Source organism: Streptomyces sp. NPDC101160 (genome assembly GCF_044768205.1).
Lineage (GTDB): Bacteria > Actinomycetota > Actinomycetes > Streptomycetales > Streptomycetaceae > Streptomyces.
In genome coordinates, this window is the sequence record NZ_JBIWPJ010000002.1 from 764,945 (window position 1) to 791,569 (window position 26,625).

Here is a 26,625-nt window from a genome sequence, read left to right on the forward strand (position 1 = left end):
TACGCGGTGCAGGCCCCGGTCTGGTAGCAGGCCTCAGCGCGCGCGGATGGCGGACTACGCACGTCCAGACCGATCCGCTCAGCGGCCGGTTCCTCCTGTCAGGCAGCGGTGTCCAGGTGCGCGAAGACGACGAGGTTCTCGGTGTAGTCGCGAGCCTGGCGGTCGTAGGCGCCGGCACAGGTGATGAGCCGAGCCAGGGCGCTCGGGGTGTCGTCATAGACGCGTTTACTGGGGAAGTCGTCCTTGTGGAAACTTTCCACGGAGTCGATGAGGAAGACGGCCGTGGTGCCGTCAGCACGGTCGACCTCGAAGCCGTCACCGGGGGATAGTTCGGCAAGGCGGGCGAAGACAGCCGGGGAAGTGACGGTGTCGAGGTGGCCCGCGATGAGCGCGGTGCCACGCTCGCCGGGTGAGACTCCCGAGCTTTGCCAGCCGACCAGGTTCGTGTCGTTCGCCGGAGGCGGCTCCAGAGCACCGGAAGGGCCGATCTTCAAACCGATGAACGGCGCATCCACACCGATCTTGGGAATCCGCAAGCGGACCGGCGCGGAACGCGGCATCGCCAGGTCGCCCGGCGAAGCCTTCTCCGGCCCTGTCGAGGCCTTGGGCTGAGCGGGTTGCGGTGCGGCCGCCGGTGCCTGCCGCGTCGCGGAAGGCACCGAAGGCGAGACCGGCGACGTCGCGTCCGGAGAGAACATCTTGGAGCCGAATGCGTAGAGCAGCACGGCCACTGCCAAGGCCCAGAACACGATTCGGCCGACCCACCGCCTGGTGCGTCGGGATGATCCCCTGCTCACGGGATGGGGACGGGTCGTCACCGAAAACACAACCTTTCGGATGCGGGCGGAATACCTCAAGGGGCCGGACGCGGGCCGCCGCCCTGGTACGACGGCGACCCACGTCCACTGCTCGTTCGCCAAGCGGCGACGGCAGCCGGTACGCGTTTGCTAGGCGGCGCCGGCAGCCTTCCGACGGCGGACAAGGACGAACGCGGCCAGGGCACCCGCCACGACCACGGCCCCGGTCACGTTCGTGCCAGTGCTCGCAAGACCACCGCCGCCTGTGTGCATGCCACCCTTCGGCTTCTCCGACTTGTAGCCGTCCTCCTGCTCCTTGGACCAGTCCTTGTCCTTGTCGTGGTCATCCTTGGACCAGTCGTCGCCGTTGACCAGGGCGAGTCCACCGGAGCCGGTGTGCATACCGCCGTGCGGCTTGTCCTTGTCCTTGTCCTTGTCGTGGTCACCCTTGGACCAGTCGTCGCCGTTGACCAGGGCGAGTCCACCGGAGCCGGTGTGCATACCGCCGTGCGGCTTGTCCTTGTCCTTGTCCTTGTCGTGGTCACCCTTGGACCAGTCGTCGCCGTTGACCAGGGCGAGTCCACCGGAGCCGGTGTGCATACCGCCGTGCGGCTTGTCCTTGTCCTTGTCGTGGTCACCCTTGGACCAGTCGTCGCCGTTCACCAGGGCGAGCGCACCGGAGCCGGTGTGCATACCGCCGTGCGGCTTCCCAGGCTCGTGCGCCTGGCTGTGGGAGGAGTCGTCCTTGTCCCAGTCCCCTGCGGTGCTGGCGTACGAGAGCGGTGCGGCGAGCGCCAGGGTGCCGGCGGCTGCGGTCGCGGCGAGAAGAATGCGGGCAGAGCGCATCGATGACTTCCTTTCGTCGCCCGCGCCGGCTGACTGACTGTCGGCTCTTCGTTACGCGGCGACATGGCCCACCGTCAGCCGCCCCGGCCTTCGCCGCTACTTGAGATGGTGCATCCGATACCCAGCGGGGAAATGGGTGAGCGAGTTCGGATCCGTCGTGGCTATCGCGTGCGCAGGCACCTGACGTCTGAGCTGTGACGTAAGGGCACTGCAGAGATCCACCGATCCTGGCGAGCAGTGAGCGTGCCTCGTCCTGGTGCGGATGCGCCGGACGCACCTGCGCCGCGCAATCGTCGACGGCCCGTCGTGCCTCCTGCTCTGCCCGTTCGTCTCGGCCGTGCCCGTGCAGGGCTACGGCCAGGGGGTCCGGAGCGCGCCCGCCTCGGCGCGTGTCCCGTCCGCGTCGTGGCCGGCCGCCCCGGCCTCTTCAAGAGCCTCCGTGTGCCGCTGTTGCCCACACAGGGCGCGTACGAGCGTGGTGTGCACGGCGGACGTCCAGCCGTCGGCCATTCGCTCCAGGTTTCCCGGGGCCACCGCCTCGGCCTCCTCGTGGCGGCCCTGCTCACATAGGGCCACTAACCGTGGACGCGTACGCCGTGGTACCGGTTTGCCCGCCCGCCCGCTCCCGACAGGCAGAAGCAAGCGCTTAGTAAGTGACGGAGGAGCGCCCGTGGCGATGACGGCACGCGTGGACGTCTGCCGGCTCTCCCTGGACCGGTTCGGCCTACCGGCCCACCGGGTGCTCTTCGTCGACGACGCGGAGCCGAACGTGCTCGGCGCACGCGCCGTCGGCTGCGGGCTCTGCTGCACACCGACGGCTACACCACCAGGGCAGTGCCCGCCGACCTGATCCCCGGCCTGCCCCGTCGACCGGTCTGAGCCGCTGCGAAACGGCTCCGGCCTCGATGCGCTCCCCGCCGGATCACCTCACTGCCCGAGCGGACATCACGGTCCCGCTCACGCGCCGTGCGCGAGTGCGCGCAGCCCGGCGGCGGCCAGGGGGCCCGGTGCCTCACCGACGGCGTCGAAGCCGTCGCCTCGGGTCAGGCCCTGGAGGTGACGGGCGTGAATGCCCTCCGCGATGACCGCGATCTTGAAGTACCCGAGTCCCAGGTAGAAGTCCAGGCGGGCCAGGTCGCGTCCGCTCGCCTCCGCGTAGCGGGCCGCGAGCTCGCGCCTCGTGGGCAGCCGCTCGCTGGTCGACGCAGCCGCGCCGCCCAGCACCGGGGCGAAGGCCGGATCGGTGTACACCAGGTGCAGACCGAGGTCGGCGAGAGGATCCCCGAGTGTCGCCATCTCCCAGTCCACCAGCGCCCGCACCTCCGACGGGTCGTGCGGGGCCAGGATGGCGTTGTCGATGCGGAAGTCGCCGTGCACGATCGACGCCCCGGCCTCGGGTGGGCAGGCGGTGGTGAGCCGTGCGTGCAAGGTGTCGATGTCGGGGAGGTCGCGGGTTCGGACCCGGGTCCACTGGTCGTACCAGCGCTCGATCTGCCGGGAGAGATAGCCCTCGGGACGGCCGAACCCCGTGAGCCCCACGGCGCCGGGGTCGACGGCGTGCAGGCCGGCGAGGACGTCGACCAGGGCGTGGGCACAAGCGGTGATCTGCTGGTCCGTCAGCGTGTGAAGCTGCTCGGGGGTGCGGATGACCCTTCCCCCCACGTACTCGACCAGCGAGAACGGCACCCCCATGACGGACGCGTCGCCGCAGGCGACCGCTCGGGGCACCGGAACGCCGCTCCCGGCGAGCGCGGAGATGACCCGGAACTCGCGCCCCATGTCGTGAGCGGAGGGAGTGAGGCCGCCCAGGGGCGGGCGGCGCAGGACCCAGATGGCATGCCCGTCCGTGAGCTGGTAGGTGAGGTTGGAGCGACCTCCCTGGATCAACGAAGCCGAGAGCGCGCCGCGAAAGCCGGGTACGTGGTCGTGGAAGAAGGAGTTCAGGGCGGCCAGGTCGAGGCCGTCCACGGTGCTCCGGGCTGCGGCGCTCATGCCGCGTCACCCTTCCCGCCCTGGCTGCTTGCCCCGGTCTCGTACCGACGTACGACCCGGCGGGCGATGGCCCAGCGGTGCGTCTCGGAGGGGCCGTCGTAGATGCGGAACGGCCGCACCTCCCGCAGGAAGCGTCCGAGCAGCGCGTCCCCGGACACCCCGAGGGAACCGCAGATCTGCAGCGATCGGTCGACCACACGCCATATGGCCTCGGCACTGAACGTCTTGGCGATCGAGGTCGACTGCGCGGCCGAGCCGCCCTGGTCGAGTTCCCAGCACGCCTGCAGAATCAGACCGCGTGTGGCGGCGATGTCGATCTCGTTGTCGGCGATCATCTGCTGGACCATGCCGAGATCGGCCAGCCGCGAACCGAAGAGCTCCCGCTCCGCGGCACGGGCCACGGCGATGTCCTGCGCGTGGCGGGCGATCCCCAGCCAGCGCATGCAGTGCGTCATCCGGGCCGGGCCCAGCCGGACCTGGGCATACCGGAAGCCCTCGTCCACCGCTCCCAGGACGGCATCCTCGGACACGAAGCAGTCGTCGAAGAGCAGCTCGATGTGACCGCCGAAGAGGCTCTCATCGAGGGTCTCGATGTGCCGGACGGTCTTCATCCCCGGGTTGTCGGAGTCGACGAGGAACATGGTCGCGCCGCCGCGGTCGCCCGGTGCGCCGGAGGTCCGCGCCATGACGATCGCGAAACCTGCGCCGTCGGCACCGGTGATGAACCACTTGCGGCCGTCGATGCGCCAGCCGCCGGGGACGCGTTCGGCGCGCGTCGTCAGCGCGTTCGGGTCGGATCCGGCGCCGGGGGCCGGCTCGGTCATCGCGAAGCACGAGCGGATGTCCCCGGCGGCGAGCGGCCGCAGATACCGCTCGCGCTGCTCGGGGGTCGCGACGGCCTCCAGCAGGTGCATATTCCCCTCGTCGGGGGCGGCGATGTTCAGTGCCAGCGGGCCGAGAAGCGAGTAGCCCGCTTCTTCGAACACCGACGCTCTGCCGCGCATGTCCAGTCCGTGACCGCCGAGTTCGGCGGTGACGTGGGGAGCGAAGACCCCGGCCTCCTTCGCCGCGCGTTGCAGTTCCAGCCGTATGGCCTCGGTGTGGACGACGCCCTTGTGTTGCTTCTCCAGGGGCAGCACGGTCTCGCGAATGAAGCGTGCGGTGCGCTGAGCGAGGTCCGCGACGCCGGGGTCGGGCGAAAAATCGACAGTCATGATCACCTCAGTGGGCTTACAGGTGTTGTGTCACGTAACGGATGCCGGAAGGCCCCCCGGGGTGGCACGGCCGAACACGTGCGCCGTGCCGCCCCTGGCGACTGATGGCCTTGGCGGCTGACCGGATCAGCTCCCTGATGAGCTGATCAGAGACCGTTCGGGTGCTCGCGGTACCAGTCGGCGGGCGTGAGCGCGTAGAACCCGGACGTCCCGGCCTCACCCTCGTAAATGACCTCGACGCCCCTCGGGATGGTCACGACGTCGCCGGCACGGGCTTCGAGCACCTCATCACCGAACGTGAGCCTGAGGGTTCCGGTGATGATGTACATGACCTCCTCGTACGGCAGCTTCCAGGGGTCGGTCGCCCCACCCTTGTCGAAGCGGGCGATCCCGCCACCGAGCTGGGACAGACCCGTGTTCTGCGTGCGCATCTCGACGGTCATGGGACCGTTCTCGATGACGTACTTCTCGACCAGCGGCGCGAGCTGGGGCTTCAGTTCTTCGCTCATCTCGTTCTCCTTGCTGTGCGATCCGGTTGATTACTGGGCGGTCCAGCCGCCGTCGACGTACACCGACTGGCCGGTCATGAAGTCGGAGGCCCGGGACGCGAGGAACACGGCCGCACCCACGAAGTCGGTGGTCTGTCCCCAGCGCCCCATCGGCGTCCGCTGGACGATCCAGCGGCTCGACGCCTCGTCGTTGTAGGCGCCGGCGGTCATGTCCGTGACCAGGAAGCCGGGGCACAGGGCGTTCACCTGGACGCCCTTGCGCGCCCACTCCAGGGCGAGGGCCTTCGTCAGGCCGACGATGGCGTGCTTGGACATGATGTACGCGGTGTTGTCGCGGATGGCGACGTTGCCGAGGATCGAGGCGATGTTGATCACCTTGCCGTAGCCGCCGGAGTTCTGGAGGTACGGCGCCGCCGCCTGGCAGAGCAGGAACGCAGACCGGTTGTTCAGGTCGATGACTCGCTGCCAGGTCTCGCGAGGCGTGTCCTCGATCGGGGAGTCATGGTCGTCGGCAGCGTTGTTGACGAGGACGTCGATCCCGCCGAGGTCCTCCGCGACCGAAGCGACGGTCGCGGTGATGGACTCGGGGTCGGACAGATCCGTGGGATAGACAAAGGCCTTGCCGCCGGCGGCTTCGACGAGAGCCTTCGTCTTCTTCAGTCCGTCCTCGCTCCGGGCGACGCACGCGATCGTGGCGCCGAACGAGGCGAATCCGACGGCCAGTTGTTGTCCGAGGCCCTTGGACGCTCCCGTCACAAGGATGCGCCGATCGGTGAGGTCGAATATTCCGGGCCCGATCCGGTCGGGCTCCAGGGCGTTGCTGACTGGCATTGATCTTGCTCTTTCTCTTTGGGGGAGTTGTGGTCAGGTGCGGGCGAAGGACCGCGCGCCGGATTCGGCGTCGGCACCCAGCTCGGCTTCGATCGCGGCGCCGATCTCCAGATCGATCGTGGTCTCGAAGCTCGCCTGCAAGCCGTGGTTGACCAGGTTCTTGGCCGCGCCGACCGCCCAGGCGGACTGTTCGCCGAGCACCTGGATCGCACCGTTCACGGCGATCTCCAGACCGGCTTCGGGAACCGCCTCCGTCACCAGCCCCCACGACGCGGCCTCCGCTCCGCTGAGGGGCCGTCCCATCAGCAGGAGGGACTTGGCACGTACCGGACCGACCGTCCTGGGCAACAGGTTGGTGAAACCGTTGGTGACTACGCGCCCGACCGAGGCCTCGGTGAACTGGAAGACACACTCCTCGGCGACGATCACGATGTCCCCGCTGAGCGCGATCTCCGCCCCTCCGCCGATCGCGTAGCCGTGCACCTGCGTGATGATCGGCACCCTGCACTCACGCATCGCGTGTGCCACGCGCTGCATTCGCTGGGCCACGGCTCGGGCGCCGATGGTGTCAAGGGGCCCCTGAGCGGCGGCCTGCTTGAGGTCGTGCCCGCTGCAGAAGGCACGTCCGGCACCGCGGATGATGACGGCGACCGTGTCCTGCTCGACCGTCCGGAGCTGCTCGGCGAGCCCGTCGAGCATGTCGTCGCTGAGGGCGTTGAGCCGTTCCGGGCGGTTCAACGTGAGGGTCAGCACGCCCTCGTCGCTCTCCGCTATCAGGTCGCGTGCCGTCATGAGGTGGCTCCTGTCTTGAGCTGATCGACGAGACGGGTCCCCCAGACCGAGTCGATGAGGCGGGCGGCGTTTCCGCGCGTGTACTTGTCGTACGACTCCTCGCTCAGCTGGAGGTAGTCCAGCTCCGGGATGAGCCGTTCGTGGCGCATCATGGGCCAGTCGCTGGCCAGGAGGACCTGGTCGGAGACCATGGTGTTCATCCAGTGAGCGACGGGCTCCCAGCCACCCTTCGGTCCGACCATCCGCTTGGGGGCCACCGCTCCGAAGTCTGCGTAGACATTGCGGTGCTTCCAGAGCACCGCCAGCGTCTCCGTGACCCACGGCCAGCCGCCGTGGCTGGCGACGATCACGAGCCCGGGGTAGGCGCACGCGATCTCGCACAGGGCCGAGGGGTGACCGAAGGAGATGGGCCCGGTGTCACTGAAGTTGATGCCGCTGTGCACCGTGACGGGGTGCCCGTTCTCCTGGCAGTACTTCAGCAGCGGCGCCGCGATCGGATCGTTCGCGGCGACCTTGAGGAAGCCCGGCTGGAAGTTCCAGCCGCGGAGACCGAGATCGTCGTGAGCGTGCTTGAGGATCTCGAGCGCGTTGGGAAGCCGCGGATCGGTGGTCGCGATGCCGGCCACCAGGCGGTCGGGGTGCGCGGTGACGGCTCGGTGGACCCGTTCGTTGACGGCGACGGGGTCGCCCTCTTCCCACTCCGCCTGCATGACGCCGATGACGTCGTTCGTCTCCATTTCGGCGATCAGGTGGGTCAGGGACCGACCGCCCGTGAACTCGTTTCCGTAGACCCGGGTGTAACCCTCGCTGTCGGTGCCCTCGAGGTCGACGCTCGTCGCCTCGTCCGCGGGCCGGATGCGAAAGTCGATGTAGCGTGCGTTCATGTCTGAGCTCCTGATCTTTTGGCCGTGTCGAAATAGGTGGTGAGGATTTCCCTCGGATCTACGTCGTGCGCCTCACCGGCGATCCCGATGCGGCCCCCCGGGGCCGATCCGCTTACGCAGCTCGAACTTCTGGATCTTTCCGGTCGGCGTGACCGGGAACTCGGTCACGAAGTGCACCTGATCCGGCACGAGGAACTTCGGTGCCCGTTCGGCGACATGCGACCTGATCTCGTCCGCTGTGACCCGGTGTCCGGGAGCGGCTTGGACGAATGCGGCGATCTCCTGCTCGGAGTACTCGGAGTCGACTCCGACGACTGCGCACTCCAGGACGGCAGGATGGGAACGGATCTCCCGTTCGACTTCGAAGGACGAGACGTTCTCGCCGCGCTTGCGAAGAGCGTCCTTGATGCGGTCGACGAAATGGAGGTTGCCTTGGGAGTCCTCTTCGAGGACGTCGCCGGTATGGAGCCAGCCGTCCCGGAGAGCGGCCTGCGTCGCAGCGGCATTGCCGTGGTAGCGAAGCAGGACCATGCCGTCCTCGTCGGCACCGACGAGCAGTTCGCCAGGGGTGCCCTGCCGGACGTCGCGCCCCTGATCGTCGACGAGCCGGATGCGGTAGCCGGGGCGCGGCGTGCCGACTCCGGTCCTCACACTCGCATCCCAGGAGGAGACGAGAGGGACGTTGGCCTCGGTCGACCCGAAACAGGTGGTGACGCGGACGTCGAAGCGCGAGCGGAACTCGTCCACGCCCTCGATCAGCGGCACCATCAGGACCCGGTCGAGGGTGTTCTGCGCGTCGTCGGGCCGCGCTGGCTGGTTGAGTACGAACTGAGCCATCGCCCCGAGGAGGAACGTCGCCGTGACACCGTGCGCCTGGACGTCGTTCCAGAAGGAGTTGATGCTGAAGCGTCTGACGAGGACGGTGCACGCTCCGCGCTGCAAGGCGGCGTAGACGACCGCCCACCGGCCGGCGATGTGGAAGAGCGGCAGCGGCGCGTAGTAGACGTCTCCGGGTGCGAGGTCGAGCATGTCGGCGACGGCCGTCGCGTACGCATGGGCGTGGCGCTCGGCGATGACCGCGCCCTTCGACGGCCCTGTCGTCCCTGACGTGTACATGACGGCGGTCTCGGAGAGCTCGTCCCGGCGAACCGTTTCGCCGGGGGCGGTGCCCGCCGACAGCGGACGAACCACGGCACCGGCTTCGGTGTCATGCCCGTTGACCACCAGGATCGACGTCAGCGCCTCGTTGCCGACGGCCACCAGGCGGTCCGTGTAGCGGGATTCGGTGATCGCCGTACTCGCACCCGCGTCGCGCACGACGTGCGCGAGTGTCTCGCCGACGTAGGCCGTGTTCACGGGGACTTCCAGGAAGCCCCCCAGGGCGAGCGCGAGCCAGGTGATCACCGACTGCTCGGAGTTGTCCAGCATCACGAGCACCGGTTCGCCTGCCGAGAGCCCTTGCTCCTGCAGTGCGCCCAGCCGGTCGAGGGCGGCTTGCTTGAGGTCCGCGAAGGAGAAGGTGCTCCCTTCGAAGACCAGTGCCGACGCGTCCGGCCACGTCGCCACCGCGTGGTCCAGGGCGGCGTGGATCGTCCTGCGTGTTGCGTGTGCCATGACCTGCCTCACTTGCCGCTATAGCTCAACTGCGAGATCGAATGCCGCATGCACAGCTCCCTCGATGCGATGCGGGTGGAGAACGCCGCCGACTGCACGGACGTCGAGAGACTCGGGCAGGTCCTCGAAGAGCTCGGCGCGCGGTTCGGCCCAGGTGTGCACGACGTGATCCGCCACGATCGTGACGCCTTGGAGTGATGGCGCGATCGGCCGGCCCTGGGCATCCACATCGCGATACGTCATCGTGGCGAGTCCCCCTACTCCACAGCGAAGAGCACCCTCCGCGACGTCGTACTCGCGGACCTGCGCGGAGCAACGGCTCGTGACGCCGACGGCTGCCAGCCTCGTCAGGAAGTCGTGGCGGACCTCTGGTTCGGCGTGCCGGCCGTGCGCGTCGGGGGGTTCACGCACGGCCACGCGCCTCGTCCGGTGCGTCAGTAGGTGATGACGGTCCGGCCGCCGTCGCCCTTCCCCATCGCGGCGAAGGACTCGTTGATCTCGTGGATCGACACGGTGCGCCCGACGAGCCGGTCCAGGTCGAGCTGGCCCTGCATGTACAGGTCCACCAGTCGAGGGAAGTCCAGTGCGGGGTGGCTGCTTCCGTAGTTGCTGCCGATCAGCGACTTCTCGCGGTCCGACATGACCATGGGGTCGATCTCGATCGTCACGCCCTCGGCCGCCTGCCCCACCACCACGGCGGTGCCGCCCGGCCGGATGAGTTCGTAGGCGAGCTCGATGGTGGGCTTCAGACCGATCGCCTCGAAGGCCCAGTCGACGCCGCCCTCACCGACGAGTTCGCGGACCGCTTCGGCGAGGTCCGTCTGCCGCGAGTTGATCACTGCTGTGGCACCCAGCGCCCGGGCGCGCTCCAGCGACCCGTCGTTCACGTCCACGGCGATGATCTGGCCGGCCGAGACCAGGCGGGCGCCCATGATGACCGACAGGCCGACGCCGCCGCAGCCGATGACGAGCACCGTGTCGCCCGGCTTGACGTCCGCGGTGTTGATGACGGCGCCGACACCGGTGGCCACGGCGCAGCCGACCAGCGCCGCCTTCTCCAGCGGCGCGTCCTTGCGGACCGGGATGGCGCTGGTCTCCCGGACGACGGCGCGGTCGGCGAACGCCCCCGTGGCGAGGTAGCTGGGCACGGGCCGGCCGTTGCGGGACAGGCGCGACGTGCCGTCGAACATGACGTTCTGGTAGGCGGTCTCCTCGACCTTCGGACACAGCGCCGGCCGACCGGAGTTGCAGTACGCGCAGACACCGCAGTACGGCACCCACGACAGCACGACGTGGTCACCGACAGCCACGGTTGTCACACCCGGGCCCACCTTCTCGACGACCCCGGCCCCTTCGTGGCCGAGCACCACCGGGCCCTCGGACGACCACTCGCCCTTGACCACGTGGTAGTCGCTGTGACAGAGACCGCTGGCGGCCAGCTTGACGAGTACCTCGCCCTCCTTCGGGTCCTCGAGGTCGAGTTCCTCGACCGTCATCGGCTTCCCGACGGATTCGAACACTGCGGCGGTGACCTTCATGGCACGTCCTTTCGTGAGAACAGGTGAGGGGGTGGCCGGGCGGTGGGCGGCCGGGACCGGGTCAGTCGCGGGCGGCGCCCATGGCCAACATCACGTGCTTGGTGCGGGTGTAGTCGTCGAGGGCGTAGGTGGCGTTGTCCCGGCCGTATCCGGAGTGGCCGAAGCCGACCCAGGGCATCTCGGTGGCCACCGTGAGGTGGGAGTTCGTCCAGACGCTGCCGAAGTTCAGCTGCTCGACGGCGCGGAGCGCCCGGCCGTGGTCGGCGGTCCACACGGACGCGGCGAGCCCGTACACGACGTCATTGGCCTTGGCGATCGCCTCGGACTCGGTGGCGAACGACTCCACGGAGATGACCGGGCCGAACACCTCTTCCCGGGCCATCTCGGAGCCGGCGGCGACGTTGGTGATGACGGTCGGCGGGTAGAAGAACCCGGCGCGGTCCGGGATCTGGCCACCGGTGACGACCGTGGCCCCGTCACGCCGGGCCCGGTCGACCATGCCGGCGATGCGGTCACGCTGCGCGGCACTGATCACCGGCCCGAGCACGACGTGCTCCCCTTCGGCGGGGTCGCCCATCGTCAGGGCCTCCGCCGCGCGGACGAGCCGCTCGACGAGCTCGTCGTGGACGCTCTCGTGGCAGATGACGCGCGTGGCCGCACCGCAGTCCTGACCGGCGTTGGTGTAGCCCGCCGCGATCAGGCCCTCCACCGCGGCATCGAGGTCGGCGTCGTCGTAGACGACGACCGGGGCCTTGCCACCCAGCTCCAGGTGGACGCGCTTGACCGTGGCGGCCGCGCCTTCCGCGACGCTGCGGCCGGAGCCGACGCTGCCGGTGAGCGCCATCATGTCGATGCCGGGGTGGTGGCTCATGGCCTCACCGACCACCGACCCGCTGCCCAGGACGACGTTGAGCACGCCGGCCGGGAGGATGTCGGCGGCCAGCTCCATCAGGACGAGGGTGGTCAGGGGCGTCAGCTGGGACGGCTTCAGCACCATCGTGTTGCCGGCCGCGAGCACGGGCGCGATCTTCCAGGCGGCCATCATCAGCGGGAAGTTCCAGGGAGTGATGGCACCGACGACGCCGACGGGTTCCCGCCGGATGTACGAGAGCTGCCCCTCGACGTACTGTCCGGCCGCCGGGGCCTGCGCCGTGCGGGCCGCGCCCGCCATGAAACGCAGGCTGTCCGAGACGACCGGGATCTCCTCGACCACCGCGGCCAGCGGCTTGCCCCCGTTGATCGACTCGATCGCCGCGAGCAGGTCGAGGTGGGCGTCGACCGCGTCGGCAAGCTGGTTGAGCAGCGCCGCACGGGCCGCCGGCGTGCGGCCGGCCCAGTCGGGCAGCGCCCGTCGGGCCGCGGTCACCGCCGCGTCCACGTCCGCGGGAGTGCCCTTGGGGACCGTGCCCAGCGAGGCCTCGTTGGCCGGATTGATCAGCGCGGTGGTTCCGGCGTCGGGCACGGCGGTGGTGAACGAGCCGTCGATGAAGTGGGCCCTCGGCACCCGTGCGATGCGGTCCGCGGCCTCGGTCAGAGTGTCCTTGGTGATCACGATGTCGGCTCCTAGCTGTCGACGGATGCAGGTTCGGTACGGGCGGGCTGTACGGAGCCCCGGGCGGCCCGGGCTCGTTCGGCGGCTTCGAGTGCGTCGCCGGAGGGGGCGGTCGAGCCTCGCCAGGGGCGCGCCAGGACCATGTAGAGCGCACCGCTGACCAGGACCACGCCGAGGCCGATCAGGACGCTCCAGCGGTCGACGAAGGCCAGCGAGGCGTCACCGGGCTGGATCAGGATGAGCATCGCGGAGACGCCGTACAGCAGGGCGGCGACGTTGATGGTGAACCCGGCGCGGCCCAGGCTCCAACTGCCGCCGGGCTGCCAGCCCTTGAGCCTCATCCGCAGTGCGGCGAGCACGACCATGTGGAAACACACATAGATGCCGCAGACCGCGAAGGAGGTGACGCGCGGCAGGCTGTCGGGCTGCACGAGCACCCAGACGCAGATCAGCGTCGGAGCCGCGCAGCCGACCAGCATGGCGACACGCGGGGAGCCCTGTGCGGACAGCGTCGACAGCTTCTTGCTGCCGGGCAGCATGTCGTCCCGGGCGAAGGCGAAGATCAGCCGGCTGAGTGCGGCCTCCAGGGACAGCACGCATGAGATGAACGCGGTCAGCGCCACCACCAGGAAGATCTTGGTGCCGACCGGTCCGACCGTGGCCTCCAGGATCGCCGAGACGGGGTCGGTGACCTTGCCGCCCACGATGTCCGGCAGGTTCGGGGCCGCCAGGATGAAACCGATGAACGCCAGACCCGCTGAGAACAGCCCGGTCACGACGGTCAGGATCATCGCCTTCGGAATGGCGCGGCCCGGGTTCTTCACCTCTTCCGCGACGTCCCCGCAGGCTTCGAACCCGTAGAAGAGGAACAGACCGGTGAGCGCGGCGAGCAAGAAGGTCTGGTAGTACGGCGCACCGCCGCCGGCGCCCATCGCGTCGAAGAAGACGCCGAACGAATTGTGGCGCTTGAAGAACAGCAGGTAGAGGCCACAGAAGATCACGCCCACGATCTCCGCGTAGAAGCCGATACGGACGACCGTGCCGAGGGTCCGGGTGCCGCTGAGGTTGAGCAGCATCGCCAGCAGCAGCAGACCGACGGCGATCAGGAAGCTCTGGACGGTGGTCGGCGTGAAGCCCAAGAGACTTCCGACGAAGGGGACGGCGAAATACGACACCGACGTGATGGTGACGATCAGGGCGCACAGGTAGATCCAGGCGGCAAGCCAGGCGTAGCGCGGCCCCCACAGTCGCCGCGCCCACGGGTAGACACCCCCGGCGATCGGGTACTGGGAGACGACCTCACCGAACACCAGGGCCACGAGCATCTGGCCGGCGGCGACGATGACCAGCCACCAGATCGACGGCGGCCCGGCCGTGGTCAGTCCCAGCGGCATCAGGGCGGCCAGGCCGCCCAAGGGTGACAGGTAGGTGAAGCCCAGGGACAGCGTCTCCATGACGCTCATGGAGCGGGTGAACTGCGCCGTATTTTGGGTCTGTTCAGGCATCCGGGGCGATGCCTTGGACGAAGCCATCAGGGGACTCCTTGGAAGGTGCGTCGGCCGGTTCGGCCGTGCGACTGACGGTCGCTCTCGGCGCCGGGGAGCGGCGTGCCGATCGGTCAGGCGTGACCAGGGAGACCGGCGTCCTGTCGCATCCGGGCCGCCTTTACGTTCCACTCGTGTTCGGTCGGCAGGCTCGACTCAAGCCCGAGCAGCGCCTGCGCTGCCTGTCGTCCTATGGCCGGGGCCAGTTGGATCCCGGAGGCGCCCGCGCCGACAGCGTTGATGACGTTCTCGCACGTCGGATGGCGACCGACCACGGGCAGTCCGTCGCGGGTCATCGCGCAGACGCCGGACCAGGTTCTGCCGACGGTCGCTTCTTCGGCGCCCTTCACACGCTGTGAGAGGAGTTCGACGACCAGCATCGTGTCGTCCTCGTCGAGCGGCTTGGGGCGCAGACTGGGCGTCGCTTCCCTGAGGTTTCCGTCCTCGCTGTGGAGACCGGCTATGAGCTGGGTGGCGCCCTCCTGGCGGAAGTACACCCCCGGCACGCCCGATCCCGGGATGTAGTCCATGACGAAGGGCAGCGAACGGATGGGCCATTCCTTCAAGTTCGCCACGACGACGCCGTACAGCTGGTTCGACACAGCTACCGGGGCGTCGAGGAGAGCGGCGATGTCCGGTGCCCACGGCCCTGCCGCGTTCACGACCCAGTCCGCGTCCAGTCGATGGGTGGCCGTCGCCAGGGTCCACGCACCCGAGTCGGCCTGGTCGGCTGCTACAAGAGGCGACGACGAGAGCACGCGCACGCCTGCGGCGCGTAGCCGTGCGGTCATCCTCGCGCAGAACTCGTATGCGTCGATGTATCCGTCGGAGCGGCCGATGAGACCTCCGACAAGGTCGTCGCCCGTTATCAGGTCCGGCCATGAGGAGGCGATCTGGTCCCGGTCCAGGATCTCGGCGTCGACGATTCCGAACTCCTGCTGGAGCGCGCGCGACGCATGGAAGCGGGCCATGTCCCCTTCGGTCCGCGCCAGTCGGAGATATCCCGAGCGTGTGAAGGAAAGCCCTGTCTCCTCGCTGAAGGCATCGAAGAACCGGCGGCCGTACGCCCTGACCTCGATGGCGTCGGCGGTCGAGAACTGCGTCTCCACCATTCCGACGGAGAGACCCGAGGTGCCCTCGCCCGGGTGGGCCATGTCCAGCACCGTGATATCGAGTAGCGACGGCGCGAGTTCCACGAGGTGCCATGCGGTGCTCAGGCCCAGGACCCCCGCACCGACGATGACGACTTTCTGGGATATCGGCATTACGCGCCCTCGCGAACTGCCGTGCATGCATGACGGTGAATCAATGTTGTGTTCCTTGCCGTGTACTCAGAAGCGGTACGCGCCCGACGCCCGGGCCACTCCGTCCGGGGACATCGCCCGGGCGATCTCCTCGGCGATACGTTCGGTGGCTGCCCGGCTGGTCCGGCTGAGGGCCGTGAACGAGATGAATCCGTGCACGAGGCCGCCTTCGCGGAGAACCCGTGTCGGTACCCCGTTCTCCAGGAGCTCGGCGGCGTATTCGAGCGCCTCGTCCCGGAGCGGATCGAATCCGGCGACAGACACCACGGCAGGAGGCAAGCCGTCCAGGTTCCCGAGCAACGGGGAGACCCGCGGATCCTTCACGTCGGTTCCCGCCGGCAGGTAGTGACCGCTGAACCACTTGATCTGCTTGGCCGAGAGAGCCGGGGAACCGGCGAACTCGTGGTGCGAGGGCCGCTCGGTCGACAGGTCCACGACCGGGTAGATCAGGACCTGCAGGAACGGCTGGACCTCACGGCCCCGCAGCTGCTGGCACAGTACGGCCGCTACGTTGCCCCCGGAGCTCTCGCCGGCGACGACGATGCGGTGCGGATCGAGACCCCACTGCGCGGCGTGCTCGACGGCGTAGCCCCACGCGGTCAACGCGTCCTCGTGCGGGGCGGGGAAGGGATGCTCCGGAGCGAGCCGGTACTCGACGGAGAGCACGTCGACACCTGCCTTGAGAGCCAGGAGCTTCACCGGAGAGTCGTAGGAGGCCCGGCTGCCGAGGACGAACCCGCCCCCGTGGAAGAACAGGACGAGTCCGCGCGACGAGGAGCCCGCCCGGTAGCGGGTGGCCTGCAGGCCGCCGGGCAGCCGGAGTTCTTCCTGGATCGCGAAGGACGGCATCCGGTCGGCGAATATCCGCGACTCCGCTTCGACCACTTCGCGGGCGCCCGCCGGAGCGAGGTCGCTGTAGTCGTCGCCCGCCTCGGTCATCCGCATCAGGAGGGCGATCTCGGGCGCCATCTCCTCGCCGTCGGTGTTGACAGGCACGTCCGCCAATCGGCGAAGGACGGGCTGGGGAAGGCGACAGGCGAGGACACCCATCGCCCGCTGGATCCGCTCCGCCAGGGTGAGCTTGGCCCGGGACGAGGTCATCGTGTCGCTCCCCGCCGGTGGGAAGTGGTGGTCTGCGGCTTCCCGCCCTCGGACCGCACCGGCGCCGAGTTCCTGGCGCTGAAGCGCAGGTGCCTGTCGAACAGGGCACCCTTGAGGAGCTTGGCGTCCTGACGGTACGAGGTCAGCATCCGCCAGGGCAGCCCGGTGCCCTGGCGCGGAAGCGTGTCCATCGACCTCGTGACGTAGCCGGCGGTGAGATCGAGCAGCGGCCGCGTGGGCATGCCCGCGTCGGGCACCGGGACGGCGATCTCGTGACCGTGGGCGTCCATGTGCTTGATCAGGTCGCAGATGTAGCGGCTCGTGAGCCCCACCTTCAGGGTCCACGACGACGACTTGGTGTATCCGAGCGCCACGACCCAGTTGGGAACACCGGAGAGCAGCATCCCGCGGTAGGTCACCGTGTCCGCGAGGACGACCGGCTTCCCGTCCACGCTCTGCCGGACTCCTCCGAAGAACCGCATGTTGAGACCGGTCGCCGTCACGATGACATCGGCCTTCAGCTCGCGTCCCGAGGTCAGCAGGATGCCGTTCTTCGTGAAGCGCGCGACCCGGTCCGTGACGACGGATGCCCTCCCGTCGCTGATGGCCTTGAAGAAATCGCCGTCCGGGGTGGCGCACAGGCGCTGGTCCCACGGCTCGTACGGCGGATTGAAGTGGGTGTCGACGTCGAAGTCGGCCGGGAGAGCCTTCTTGGTGTAGTGACGGATCAGGGCGCGTCCGGCTCGCGGAAACGTCTGCACGAACTTGACGAAGGTCTGGTCGCGCCAGATGTTCTTGCGCCTCGTCAGCGCGTATCCGCGCTCGGGGCCGAAGAGTTTCGTCAGCTGCAGCGACAGCGCGTCGACACGCGGCATCTCCATGATGTAACTCGGCGTCCGCTGGAGCATCGTGACGTGGGCCGCCGCGCCAGGACCCACCGTCATGGCCGGCAGGAGGGTGACCGCCGTGGCGCCACTGCCGATGACGACCACCTTCTTGCCGGAGTAGTCGTAGTTCTCCGGCCAGTGCTGCGGATGAAGAATGTCACCGGTGAACTCGTCGCGGCCCTCGAAGTGGGGCGTGTACCCCTCGTCGTAGCGGTAGTAGCCGGTGGCGCCGTACACCCAACGCGCCTTCATGGCCAGCTCGGTGACCGCTCCGCTGCCGTCAGTGGTCCGCACCGTCAAGGTCCACAGAGCCTCGTCGCTCGACCAGTCCGCCGACACGACCTCGTGCCGGAGCCGGATGAGCCTTTCCAGGCCGTACTCCTCGACGGTCTCCCGCAGGTAGTCACGAATCAGGTGGCCGTCGGCAATGGCGGATTCGTGGCGCCAGGGCTTGAATTCGTATCCATACGTGTGCAGATCGGAGTCCGACCGGATCCCGGGGTACCGGAAGAGGTCCCAGGTGCCTCCGATGTTGTCGCGCCCCTCGAGCACCGCGATCTTCTTGCTGGGGAACTCGTTCGTCAGGTAGCAGGCGGCTCCGATTCCGGAAATACCCGCCCCGATGACGACGACGTCAAAACACTCTGCCGAAACGGTAGAGGCATCCATGCCACCACTCCCTTGCATCTGTGGTTCAGCGGCTGGGCTTCATGGTGCCTAGGTTTGGTGTGGCGCTATACACACAGAACGCGCGAGTTCCGGTGGAAGGTGGTGCACCCTGCACACTTCCGGTGTCTGAGCGTCGAACGGGGGGCGAACTTTGAGTCCGCTGACGCCGATCAACGCAACGGCCCCGCCGGCCGGTGCGGGCGGGGCCTACGAGGAGGGGACAGAGCCCTGGTCAGTCGCTCGGCTGCTGGTCCTGCCGGAGCTCCAGGAGCATCAGGGCTGCGTCGACCCCGGTCGGGTCCTGATCGAGAGGTCGCGGCAGCATGGCCCGTGCCCGGGCCAGCCGGCGGTCGACCGTGTTCCGGTGCGCGAACATCCGTTCCGCGGTGCTCGAGATGTTGAACCGTTCACTCACGTACATGCGGACCGTGCGCTGGATGACCGGGTCGGCTGTCGCGAGCTCACCCAGAGTGGTGGCGACGAACTGCTCCGCCTTGGCGAGATCGGCGCTGAGCAGATCGACGAGGTAGGCATCCTCGTAGCGCACGACGGCGTGCGGAGACCGCAGCCGCGCGAGGAGTCGCTGCGCCGCGACGGCGTCCAGATGGCTGGTGCGGAAGCCCTCGACGTCCCGGGCCGGCCGCCCGAACGCCACCCGGATGCCCGGCGTCTTGGCGAGGACCTTCTGGATCTCCGCTACCGGCGGAACGGTCCTGACCGGCATCCACAACCACTGGGAGGAGGTGCTGACCACCAGCGTCAGACGACGCGTGGCACCGCATGCCCGCATGACGTGCTCGGCCACTTCCTCCAGGTGGGGGGCATGCTCTTCGGAATCGGCCCACACGATGGCCGCGACGTGATGCCCCGTCAAGGCGTAGCCGAGCTGCTCCTCCGCTCGTACGCGGCTGATGGGTGCGCCTTCCAGCAGGAGCTGCGTGGTGGCGAAGCGCTGGGTGTGGGCACCGCGTCCCAGCTCCGACCGTACGTCGTCCGTGTACGCCGCCACTGCGGCGATCGAGTCGTCCACGAACGCCGTCATCGAATTGCCGGACACCTCGACCAGTTCGCGCAACTCGTCGTGATCCGTGGTGGCGGCGAAGCAGGCGTCGATCCACCACTGCCAGCCGACCCGCTGCGCCGCCCTCCACGACCCGAGGTCGTTGATGTCCATGCCGCGCAGCACCAGGTCCCGGGCGTAGATGTACATCTCCGGGTCCCTGGACGGCTCCACTCGCCGGCCCGGAGCGTGCAGGTTCGACACGAGCCAGTGCGTCATGTTCGCCTTGTTGAGGCGCCGGTCCGCTTCCGCCAGCACGGGATCTTCCACGATTGCCCGCTCGCTCGTACCACCCAGCGAAGCGGCCCACAGCCTGTCCAGAACGTCCTCTGACAGGGGCAGCATCTGCTCAGCGATTGCTCGGATCAGCTCGGACACCCGTGCGGATGGCGCTGGCCACAACTCTTCCATAGCGCGCACAGCGTACTCTCGGCGGCCGTGTGTGGTGAACCGCCGGGCGGGGACGAACCAGCCTCGGCAGCGCTCGTATCCGCGCTCGACGTCGGATACCGATGAGTAGGCTCCTGCGTCGTCACCGATGAGGCACGCAAGGTCATCCGGGCCGAGGTCGCGGAGCATCACGGTCGTTTGACAGGCCGTAGGGGGATCCGTGATCCTCCTGACCACTGCAAGGCGTGCGACAGGCAGCCGCTTTTGAGGTGCCCACTGTCGCAAGTCTCTGGCTGGCGGTCCGTGCCCGCCCCCTCACCTGCGTTCACTCGCCCGGCACATCGCACCCTCGCCACGCAGGAAGACAACCCGGAAAGGCTCTACACCGCAGACCGGTCGCTCTCACCAGTCTTCAACGGGATCGCCATGGCGGGCGAGCAGATCACTGTCATCAATCTGTTGGCACTCCCCGGAGGCATCGCCCTTTTCGGATACGACGGGTTCACCGTCGCCGTCGACTACGTCGCAGCGCTGGGCGTACTACTGCTCCTTGCCCAGAAGATCCGCAACAGCGGCCGTGGTGGGCGGCAAGGACATCGGCGCCGTCGGCGCCAATGGGCAGTCGTCCCCGATTCTGCTCGCTGCGAGCCTGCTGTCCGACAGCTCGGCGGCGCGCGTCTGGCCCGGCTTCCGGCGGCGCGGACTCCTCAGAGATGTCGCCGCGTTTCGGCCATGCCGCCGGGGCGAGGATGCGCTCGACCCTCCCGTGTGCAGTGCGGAGTGTGCAGTGTGCACCACCATCTGTGCGAACTGGAGGTGAACTGATGTGGTACGGCGCGGCGCGCCAGGCGCACCCTGGAGACCCAGGTCACAGGCGACGGACGTACAAACACCGGTTTCAGCCAGCCGAGGGCCTGCATTCGACTGAGGCCGCGCCTACGAGAGAGGCCCAGGAGTCCCTGCCGAGGACAGTCGTCCCGCGCCCCGAGTACGAAAAGGTATGGCATGACCATCTCAAAGATTTCCCTGCGCCGGATCCCGGCCTCCGCACCGGTCGAGGAGATCCTGGCCGTCTTCCGCGAGGACGGTGGCGTCATCATCGAAGGGCTCCTCAGCCCGGACCAGGTCGAGCGGTTCAACCGCGAGATCGATCCGTCGATGCGAGAACTGTCCGCCGGCTCGAAGCACGACGACGAGTTCGTCGCCGAGTTCCACGGCAAGAACACCAAGCGGCTCACGAACCTGGTCACGCTCAGCGAGACGTTCCGGAACGAGATCATCGAGATCGACCTGGTGCACGCCCTCGCCGACGCCGTCTACCTGGAGGAGTCGGGAACCTACTGGATGACCACGGCGCAGGTCATCGAGATCGGGCCCGGAAATGCGGCCCAGTACCTCCACCGGGACCTGGAGAACTACTTCCCGTTCATCGGCATGGGGCCGGCCGGCCCCGAAGTGACCATCAACTTCTTCACCGCCCTCACCGACTTCACCGAGGAGAACGGGGCCACCCGAGTCATCCCGGGAAGCAACCACTGGGAGAACTTCGCCGAGGATCGCGGGGCCCCCGAGCAGACCGTCCCGGCTCTCCTGCGTGCGGGCGATGCGCTCTTCTTCAGCGGCAAGACCGTGCACGGTGGTGGAGCCAACGTCACGTCCGACAACTACCGGCGGGCGCTGAGCGTCAACTTCAATCCCGGCTACCTGGTCGGCGAGGAGGCCTACCCCTTCCTCATCGACTTGGACCTGGCCAAGACGCTCTCGCCGCGGGTCCAGAGCCTCATCGGATTCCGCTCGCAGTACCCGAAGGGCTCCCCGGGACTGTGGGGGGTCGACTACGGCGAGCTCGCGGACCACCTCGGGCTGTGATGCCCGCTCTAGCGAGACGCTGAAACGACGACGGCGACACCCCGACGCACCCGCCTGACAACGGGCATCTCTGGCAGCAGAGGTCCTGCGGAGTGCAACCTGTCGTGTCGCGTCGGAGCGACCCGGCTGTCCCTGTCCCCGCCTGCCGGCGCGGGCAGGGACAGCCGACCTCCGCAGGGTCATGGTGTGTTGTGCACCGCCATCGACGTGACCGCGGGATTTCTTGTCCTGGCTCGGTGCTGTCCGCAAAGGCACCGGGGGTGCCCCACGGACCGCTGCCTCGTGTTTCCGAGCCACCCCCGAGAACCCGAACCGACGGCCAGGCCGCACGCCGCGCAACCTCCTCGGCCAGGCCCTCCGGTGAATCGCGAGCATCGCATAATGAGGAGCAATTCGTGCAGTCAAGGCCATCAAACAGCAAGTGGCGCATGCTTGCGGTCTCCTTTCTGATCATCGTGGGCATGTCTCTGCCGTACTACGGCTGGACGCCCAGCCTGACCGCGATCGCGTCGGACCTGTCCCTCGGCTACGCGCAGGCCGCTTCACTCATGTCCGTGACCGCCGCGATGGGCGGCATCGCAGTGGTTCTGGGCGGAGCGCTCGTCGTCAAAGTGGGGCCCAAGAGCGTCATCCTCGCGGCGCTGGCCCTCGCCATCGCAGGCCAGATGGCCTTCGCCTACGTGGACGGCTACACCGGTGCGCTGGTGGCACGCGCCGTCAGCGGCGCAGCCGTCGGCCTCCTGATCGTGGCTCCCTACACGCTGGCCATCAGCTGGTTCCTCGAGTCGGGGCAGGCCGGCCGGGCCGCCGGCGTGATGCTGGCGGGTGACGGCATCGGCGTACTGTTCGCACTCGTGGTGTTCGCCATGGTGCTCGGATCCGTGGACTGGCGCAACGGGCTGCTGGTGCAGGCCGGCTATCTCGCGGTTCTTTTCCTCGCGGCCCTCTTCTTCCTGAAGAACGCCCCCGCACCGGAAGCGGCCGAAGTACGAGGGAACGACGCCGAAGGCACGCGGACGAAGGCGTTCGGCGCGATTCTGCGCGCGGTCCGCACGCGGCCCGTGCTCTCCGCGATGGCGTTCTACACGGGGACGTGGGGGCTCTTCTCGCTCGTCGTGAGCTGGATGCCCACCATCCTGATGAACGCCGGCTGGCCGGATGCCGTCGCGGGACTGTTCTCGTCCTCGTCCAGCCTTGCCGGCATCGTCACCGCTGTCGCCTTCGGCCTGCTGTCACACAGGTTCACCGGCCGCCGCAAGGCCATCATCGTCCTCGCCGGATTCACGACGACGGCGTTCGTCGGTCTGCTCTGCTACTCGGTAGCGGAGGGTAACTACACCCTGGCGGCGGTTTCCCTCCCGCTGATCGGCTTGGCCGCCTACGCGGGAGCCTCGCTCTCGCTCACCGCCGCCAACGAGTCGGTCGACGGTGAACACGTCGGTGCCGTCAACGGTCTCGTCCTCGGCTGCGCCCTCCTTGTCGGCGGCGTCCTCTACCCCTACGTGGTGGGGGTCATCCGAGACATGACGGGGAGCTTCACCGTCGGATTCCTCGTGGTCGGCGTCTCCACGTTCGTTCTCTGTGTCGTCGCCCCGCTGTTCGGGTTCGACGAAGGAAGATCCCAGGCGCAGTCGCCGAAGGCGGCAGTCCGGCCAGAAGTACCGGCCACAGAAGCCGGATGAGCCCTGCCCCGCCGTAGGTGACCGGAGTCGCCGCCCCTTCCAGAGGCGGCATGCCGACTCCAACCACACGGCGGGGCACACCCGTCGGGCCGCATCACGCCCCGACTCCATTACGGCGGCCCCGGAGACAACCTCTGGCGGCCGCTTACGCACACCCGCACCCGCACCCGCACCCGCACCGTTAGAAGGAATCATGCTCAATCTCGCCTCGCTCCTCGAAGACAGCGCCCGCTGCCACCCCACCCGCGACGCACTGGTCCTCGGCGACGCCCGGCTCACCTACGCCCAGGTCGACAGCGCCGCCAACCAGGTCGCCAACCTTCTCGTCGAGCGCGGCATCGGGCCCGGCGACAAGGTGGCCCTCAGCTGCCCGAACCTGCCGTACTTCCCGATCGTCTACTACGGCATCCTGAAGGCCGGCGCGGTCGTGGTGCCGCTCAACGTGCTGCTCAAGGGCCGTGAGGTCGCGTACCACCTCGCCGACTCCGAGGCGAAGGCGTACTTCTGCTTCCAGGGCACCCCGGAACTGCCGATCGGCGCCGAGGGCTTCGCCGGCTTCGAGCAGGCCAGTGGTTGCGAGCACTTCTTCCTGATCACCGCCGACCCGGCCGCGGCCAGCCCGATCGAGGGCGCGGAAACGCTGGGCGCGGCTCTCGCCGGCAAGGCACCCGCCTTCGACAGCGCAGTCACCTCGAGCGACGACACCGCGGTCGTCCTCTACACGAGTGGTACGACCGGCCAGGCCAAGGGCGCCGAACTCAGCCATGCCAACCTCGTGCTCAACGCGCTCACCTGCAACGGGCTCTTCGGCAACCGCCCCGCGACCGACAGGCACCTGCTCACTCTGCCGCTGTTCCATTCGTTCGGCGCCACCGTGCAGATGAACGCGGGCTTCTCGATGGCCGCCACGCTCGTCCTGCTGCCGCGCTTCGACGCCGCGCAGGCGGTCGCGCTCATGCAGAAGGAGGACATCACCTTCTTCGCCGGCGTGCCCACCATGTGGTGGGGACTGCTCGGCGCCCTCACCGACGACGTCGACGTGGACCGGATCGCCCGCAACCTCCGGGTCGGAGTGTCCGGCGGCGCGGCCCTGCCGATGGAGATCATCAGCCAGGTCAGGAAGCGGTTCGGCATCCAGATCCTGGAGGGCTACGGCCTGTCGGAGACCTCGCCGGTCGCGACGTTCTCCGACCCTCAGCGCGAGCCGAGGCCGGGCTCGATCGGCATCCCGATCTGGGGGGTGCAGTGCAAGCTGATCGACCGGGGCTGGAACGAGGTCACCGAGGCCGGTGCGGTCGGCGAGATCGCGATCAAGGGCCACAACATCATGAAGGGCTACTACAACCGCCCCGAGGTCACCGCGGAGGCCATGCGTGACGGCTGGTTCCGCACCGGCGACCTGGGCAGGAAGGACGAGGACGGCTTCTACTACATCGTCGACCGCACCAAGGACATGATCATCCGTGGCGGCTTCAACGTGTACCCACGTGAAGTCGAGGAGGTCCTGATGACCCACCCCGACATCTCGCTCGCGGCTGTGATCGGCGTACCCCACGACAGCCATGGTGAGGAGGTCAAGGCCTTCGTGATTCGCGGCGCCGACGCCGATCTCTCCGAAGGCGAGCTGATCGACTGGGCGCGGCAGCAGATGGCGGCCTACAAGTACCCCCGCATCGTGGAGTTCGTCGAATCGCTCCCGATGACGGCCACCGGAAAGATCCTCAAGCGCGAACTCGGCTGACCCGTGTCGGGTCAGCCGAGCGGACGGCCGGAGGGGGCCGGCCGTCCGAGCGCGTTGACGGAGTGCCCAGGCCGGAAGACGGCCTGGGCTCACGCTGATCGGGTTGTCCCGATCAGCGTGAGCCCGTCTTCAGGAAGGCGTTCAGCTGCGACAGCAGTCTCGGAACGAGCCCGTCAAGCGTCGACCAGCGGCGCCGCCTCGGCCGCCGCTCGTTCGCCGGCGAGGACCGCGCCCTCCATCGTGCCCGGCCACACGGGCGAGGTCTCCGAGCCGGCGAAGTGCAGGCGCCCGGCCGGTTCGGCGTAGCCCGGCCCGCAGGTGGTGAGCAGGCCGGGCGACCAGATCGGGATGCACCCCGACGTCCACCGCTCCTCGGTCCAGTTCATCTCGTGGTACTCGACCGGGCTCAGGGCCTCCTTGCCGAACGCACGGGCCAGGCCGGAGAGGACGGCCTCGCGGCGTCGGTCCTGGTCACTCGGCATCGGGTCGGGCAGATCCGAGCTGATCGCGCCATCGCCTCGCGCGAATCCGACGAGGACACCCTGCTTCTCCCCGGGCGGCGTGTCGTCGAAGGTCAGCAGCAACGGCCCGGTGTCGCTCATGGTGGCACCGTTGAGACCCTGCTCGCGCCAGAAGGGCGACGAGTAGACCACGTGAACCTTGAAGGCATGGCACATCGACAGACGCTCGCCCAGTGTCCGTTGGGGCAGTGGGAGTTGGGGATCCACGCCGATGGCTGCCCGGTCGGCAGGGCTCATCGCGATCACCACGCGACGGGCGTGATGGGTCTGGCGGGGTGTGTCGACCTCTACGTGGTCGTCGTACTGCCGGATCGCACGGATCGGGGAATCGAGGACGACCCGGTCTCCGAGGCCGGCCGCCATCCTCAGGCACAGCTCGGCCGACCCGCCGGTGAACGAGCGCTCGTCGCCGCCGAAGAGAGACGCCAGGAGGGTCTCGACCCCGCCCATCGAGCGCAGGTTGCGCAGGACGTAGAACAAGGACACGTCGCCGGGCTGGGACCCGAGCGTCAGTGCGGTGATGAGGGCCCACAGCGTGCGGGCCGTGGCCGTCTTGGTGGTGCGGTTCACCCATGTCGCGAAGGTGAGGGCGTCGAGCTTGGCCGCCTCCGGTGTCCTCAGCGCGTCGTCTCCCGGCCAGCGCTTGCACTGGCGGTCCAGACGGAGCAGGGACTGCGTGAAGTCCGCCGAACCCAGCGGGTCTGCGCTCCATGGCATCGATCCGCTGAACTTCATGATGCGACCGCGGCGCTCGAACACCGTCTTGCCGTGCTCGTTGTGGGGCCAGGTCGATACGCCGAGCTCTTCTCCCAACGCGATGAGCCGCTTGTACTCGGGACCGACCAGTTGCCCGCCTTCCTCGACGAGCCGCCCGTTCCCGAGCCGGTGGAGCTTGGTCCGCCCACCGACCCTGTCCCGGGCCTCGAGCACCCGCAGCGATGTGATGCCCGCCTGGTCCAGGCGCCGCGCCGCGACCAGCCCTGAAAGACCGGCCCCGATCACGATCACGTCCACAGTCGCGCTGTCGCGTTCCATGCTCTCCTCGCTCTACCCAGACAATGCCTCAGGAGTCCCACTTTCACGGCCTGGCAACGCCGGCTCTACGGCGATTCCGCCCAGGTGCGCGTCTTGAACGGTGCACTCCGCACCACGGCAGTCGTCGGTCCCCGTTCACCCACAAGTCACCCGTGGGCCAAGGCGGGGTCGTTGCTCGTCATCGTCGCCACGACGAAGGGGAATCGGGGGTCGAGCTTCGCGGTCGCCGCACTCACAGGTCCGGCATGACGGG

The 26,625-nt window shown here is 68.4% G+C and carries 22 protein-coding genes; 5 read left to right on the top strand and 17 right to left on the bottom strand.

Translation table 11 applies throughout. The features are described from left to right. Positions 1–98: 98 nt before the first annotated feature. Both ACIRSU_RS08975 and ACIRSU_RS08980 read right to left on the bottom strand, forming a co-directional pair. Entirely contained in the window at positions 99–725 is a 627-nt protein-coding gene (locus ACIRSU_RS08975) for a class F sortase (protein ID WP_403790051.1), read from the bottom strand. A 222-nt stretch (positions 726–947) separates the two neighbouring features. Next, a complete protein-coding gene (locus ACIRSU_RS08980) occupies positions 948–1,643 on the bottom strand; it encodes a hypothetical protein (protein WP_403790052.1) in 696 nt (231 codons plus the stop codon). A 676-nt stretch (positions 1,644–2,319) separates the two neighbouring features. On the opposite strand from ACIRSU_RS08980, the gene ACIRSU_RS08985 reads away from it, so the two are divergent. Next, positions 2,320–2,493, top strand: coding sequence for a hypothetical protein (locus tag ACIRSU_RS08985; protein WP_403790053.1), 174 nt, complete (start codon positions 2,320–2,322; stop codon positions 2,491–2,493). A gap of 107 nt (positions 2,494–2,600) precedes the next feature. Here ACIRSU_RS08985 and ACIRSU_RS08990 read toward each other — a convergent pair whose 3' ends face one another. From ACIRSU_RS08990 to ACIRSU_RS09020, 7 genes are all read right to left on the bottom strand, one after another. Further along, positions 2,601–3,635 (bottom strand): phosphotransferase family protein, encoded by a 1,035-nt coding sequence (locus ACIRSU_RS08990; RefSeq protein ID WP_403790054.1) that lies wholly within the window; start codon positions 3,633–3,635, stop codon positions 2,601–2,603. Further along, positions 3,632–4,849, bottom strand: coding sequence for an acyl-CoA dehydrogenase family protein (locus ACIRSU_RS08995; RefSeq protein WP_403790055.1), 1,218 nt, complete (start codon positions 4,847–4,849; stop codon positions 3,632–3,634). The genes ACIRSU_RS08990 and ACIRSU_RS08995 overlap by 4 nt, the downstream gene beginning before the upstream one ends. 146 nt (positions 4,850–4,995) lie before the next feature. Next, on the bottom strand, positions 4,996–5,358 hold the full coding sequence (locus tag ACIRSU_RS09000; RefSeq protein WP_403790056.1) for a cupin domain-containing protein: 363 nt from the start codon (positions 5,356–5,358) through the stop codon (positions 4,996–4,998). A 30-nt stretch (positions 5,359–5,388) separates the two neighbouring features. Next, complete coding sequence (locus ACIRSU_RS09005) at positions 5,389–6,189, bottom strand: SDR family NAD(P)-dependent oxidoreductase (RefSeq protein WP_403790057.1); 801 nt, start codon at positions 6,187–6,189, stop codon at positions 5,389–5,391. Between the two features lie 33 nt (positions 6,190–6,222). Then, positions 6,223–6,981: an enoyl-CoA hydratase/isomerase family protein gene (locus ACIRSU_RS09010; RefSeq protein ID WP_403790058.1), complete on the bottom strand. Its 759-nt coding sequence runs from the start codon at positions 6,979–6,981 to the stop codon at positions 6,223–6,225. After that, positions 6,978–7,865, bottom strand: a complete 888-nt coding sequence (locus ACIRSU_RS09015; protein ID WP_403790059.1) for an amidohydrolase family protein — start codon at positions 7,863–7,865, stop codon at positions 6,978–6,980. Before ACIRSU_RS09015 ends, ACIRSU_RS09010 begins: the two co-directional genes overlap by 4 nt. A 72-nt stretch (positions 7,866–7,937) precedes the next feature. Continuing rightward, the gene (locus tag ACIRSU_RS09020; protein ID WP_403790060.1) at positions 7,938–9,479 is read right to left on the bottom strand and encodes a class I adenylate-forming enzyme family protein; all 1,542 of its coding nucleotides are present in this window, start codon (positions 9,477–9,479) and stop codon (positions 7,938–7,940) included. A 48-nt stretch (positions 9,480–9,527) separates the two neighbouring features. Between ACIRSU_RS09020 and ACIRSU_RS09025 the strand changes: the two genes are divergently transcribed. Further along, positions 9,528–9,677: a hypothetical protein gene (locus ACIRSU_RS09025; RefSeq protein ID WP_403790061.1), complete on the top strand. Its 150-nt coding sequence runs from the start codon at positions 9,528–9,530 to the stop codon at positions 9,675–9,677. A 236-nt stretch (positions 9,678–9,913) separates the two neighbouring features. On the opposite strand, the gene ACIRSU_RS09030 is transcribed toward ACIRSU_RS09025, so the two are convergent. From ACIRSU_RS09030 to ACIRSU_RS09060, 7 genes are all read right to left on the bottom strand, one after another. Continuing rightward, positions 9,914–11,017 (bottom strand): Zn-dependent alcohol dehydrogenase, encoded by a 1,104-nt coding sequence (locus ACIRSU_RS09030; protein WP_403790062.1) that lies wholly within the window; start codon positions 11,015–11,017, stop codon positions 9,914–9,916. Between the two features lie 61 nt (positions 11,018–11,078). Then, positions 11,079–12,569, bottom strand: coding sequence for an aminobutyraldehyde dehydrogenase (locus tag ACIRSU_RS09035; protein WP_403790063.1), 1,491 nt, complete (start codon positions 12,567–12,569; stop codon positions 11,079–11,081). Positions 12,570–12,580: 11 nt separating this feature from the next. Further along, positions 12,581–14,101 (bottom strand): APC family permease, encoded by a 1,521-nt coding sequence (locus tag ACIRSU_RS09040; RefSeq protein WP_403790064.1) that lies wholly within the window; start codon positions 14,099–14,101, stop codon positions 12,581–12,583. Positions 14,102–14,187: 86 nt separating this feature from the next. Continuing rightward, positions 14,188–15,378, bottom strand: a complete 1,191-nt coding sequence (locus tag ACIRSU_RS09045; protein WP_403790065.1) for an NAD(P)/FAD-dependent oxidoreductase — start codon at positions 15,376–15,378, stop codon at positions 14,188–14,190. A 66-nt stretch (positions 15,379–15,444) separates the two neighbouring features. Continuing rightward, positions 15,445–16,518, bottom strand: coding sequence for an alpha/beta hydrolase (locus tag ACIRSU_RS09050; RefSeq protein ID WP_403790066.1), 1,074 nt, complete (start codon positions 16,516–16,518; stop codon positions 15,445–15,447). Next, positions 16,515–18,074, bottom strand: coding sequence for a flavin-containing monooxygenase (locus ACIRSU_RS09055; RefSeq protein ID WP_403790067.1), 1,560 nt, complete (start codon positions 18,072–18,074; stop codon positions 16,515–16,517). Before ACIRSU_RS09055 ends, ACIRSU_RS09050 begins: the two co-directional genes overlap by 4 nt. A gap of 232 nt (positions 18,075–18,306) precedes the next feature. After that, the gene (locus ACIRSU_RS09060; protein ID WP_403790068.1) at positions 18,307–19,512 is read right to left on the bottom strand and encodes a PucR family transcriptional regulator; all 1,206 of its coding nucleotides are present in this window, start codon (positions 19,510–19,512) and stop codon (positions 18,307–18,309) included. Positions 19,513–20,529: 1,017 nt separating this feature from the next. Between ACIRSU_RS09060 and ACIRSU_RS09065 the strand changes: the two genes are divergently transcribed. The 3 genes from ACIRSU_RS09065 (at position 20,530) to ACIRSU_RS09075 (ending at position 24,816) form a co-directional block, all read left to right on the top strand. After that, positions 20,530–21,393 carry a phytanoyl-CoA dioxygenase family protein gene (locus ACIRSU_RS09065; RefSeq protein ID WP_403790069.1) on the top strand — a complete coding sequence of 288 codons (864 nt, stop codon included), beginning with the start codon at positions 20,530–20,532 and terminating at the stop codon, positions 21,391–21,393. A gap of 428 nt (positions 21,394–21,821) precedes the next feature. Next, positions 21,822–23,075 (top strand): nitrate/nitrite transporter, encoded by a 1,254-nt coding sequence (locus ACIRSU_RS09070; RefSeq protein WP_403790070.1) that lies wholly within the window; start codon positions 21,822–21,824, stop codon positions 23,073–23,075. Positions 23,076–23,268: 193 nt separating this feature from the next. Beyond that, positions 23,269–24,816, top strand: a complete 1,548-nt coding sequence (locus ACIRSU_RS09075; protein WP_403790071.1) for a long-chain fatty acid--CoA ligase — start codon at positions 23,269–23,271, stop codon at positions 24,814–24,816. A gap of 173 nt (positions 24,817–24,989) precedes the next feature. Here the strand turns inward: ACIRSU_RS09075 and ACIRSU_RS09080 are convergent, their stop codons facing one another. Next, on the bottom strand, positions 24,990–26,372 hold the full coding sequence (locus tag ACIRSU_RS09080; RefSeq protein WP_403790072.1) for a flavin monoamine oxidase family protein: 1,383 nt from the start codon (positions 26,370–26,372) through the stop codon (positions 24,990–24,992). Between the last annotated feature and the right edge of the window lie 253 nt (positions 26,373–26,625).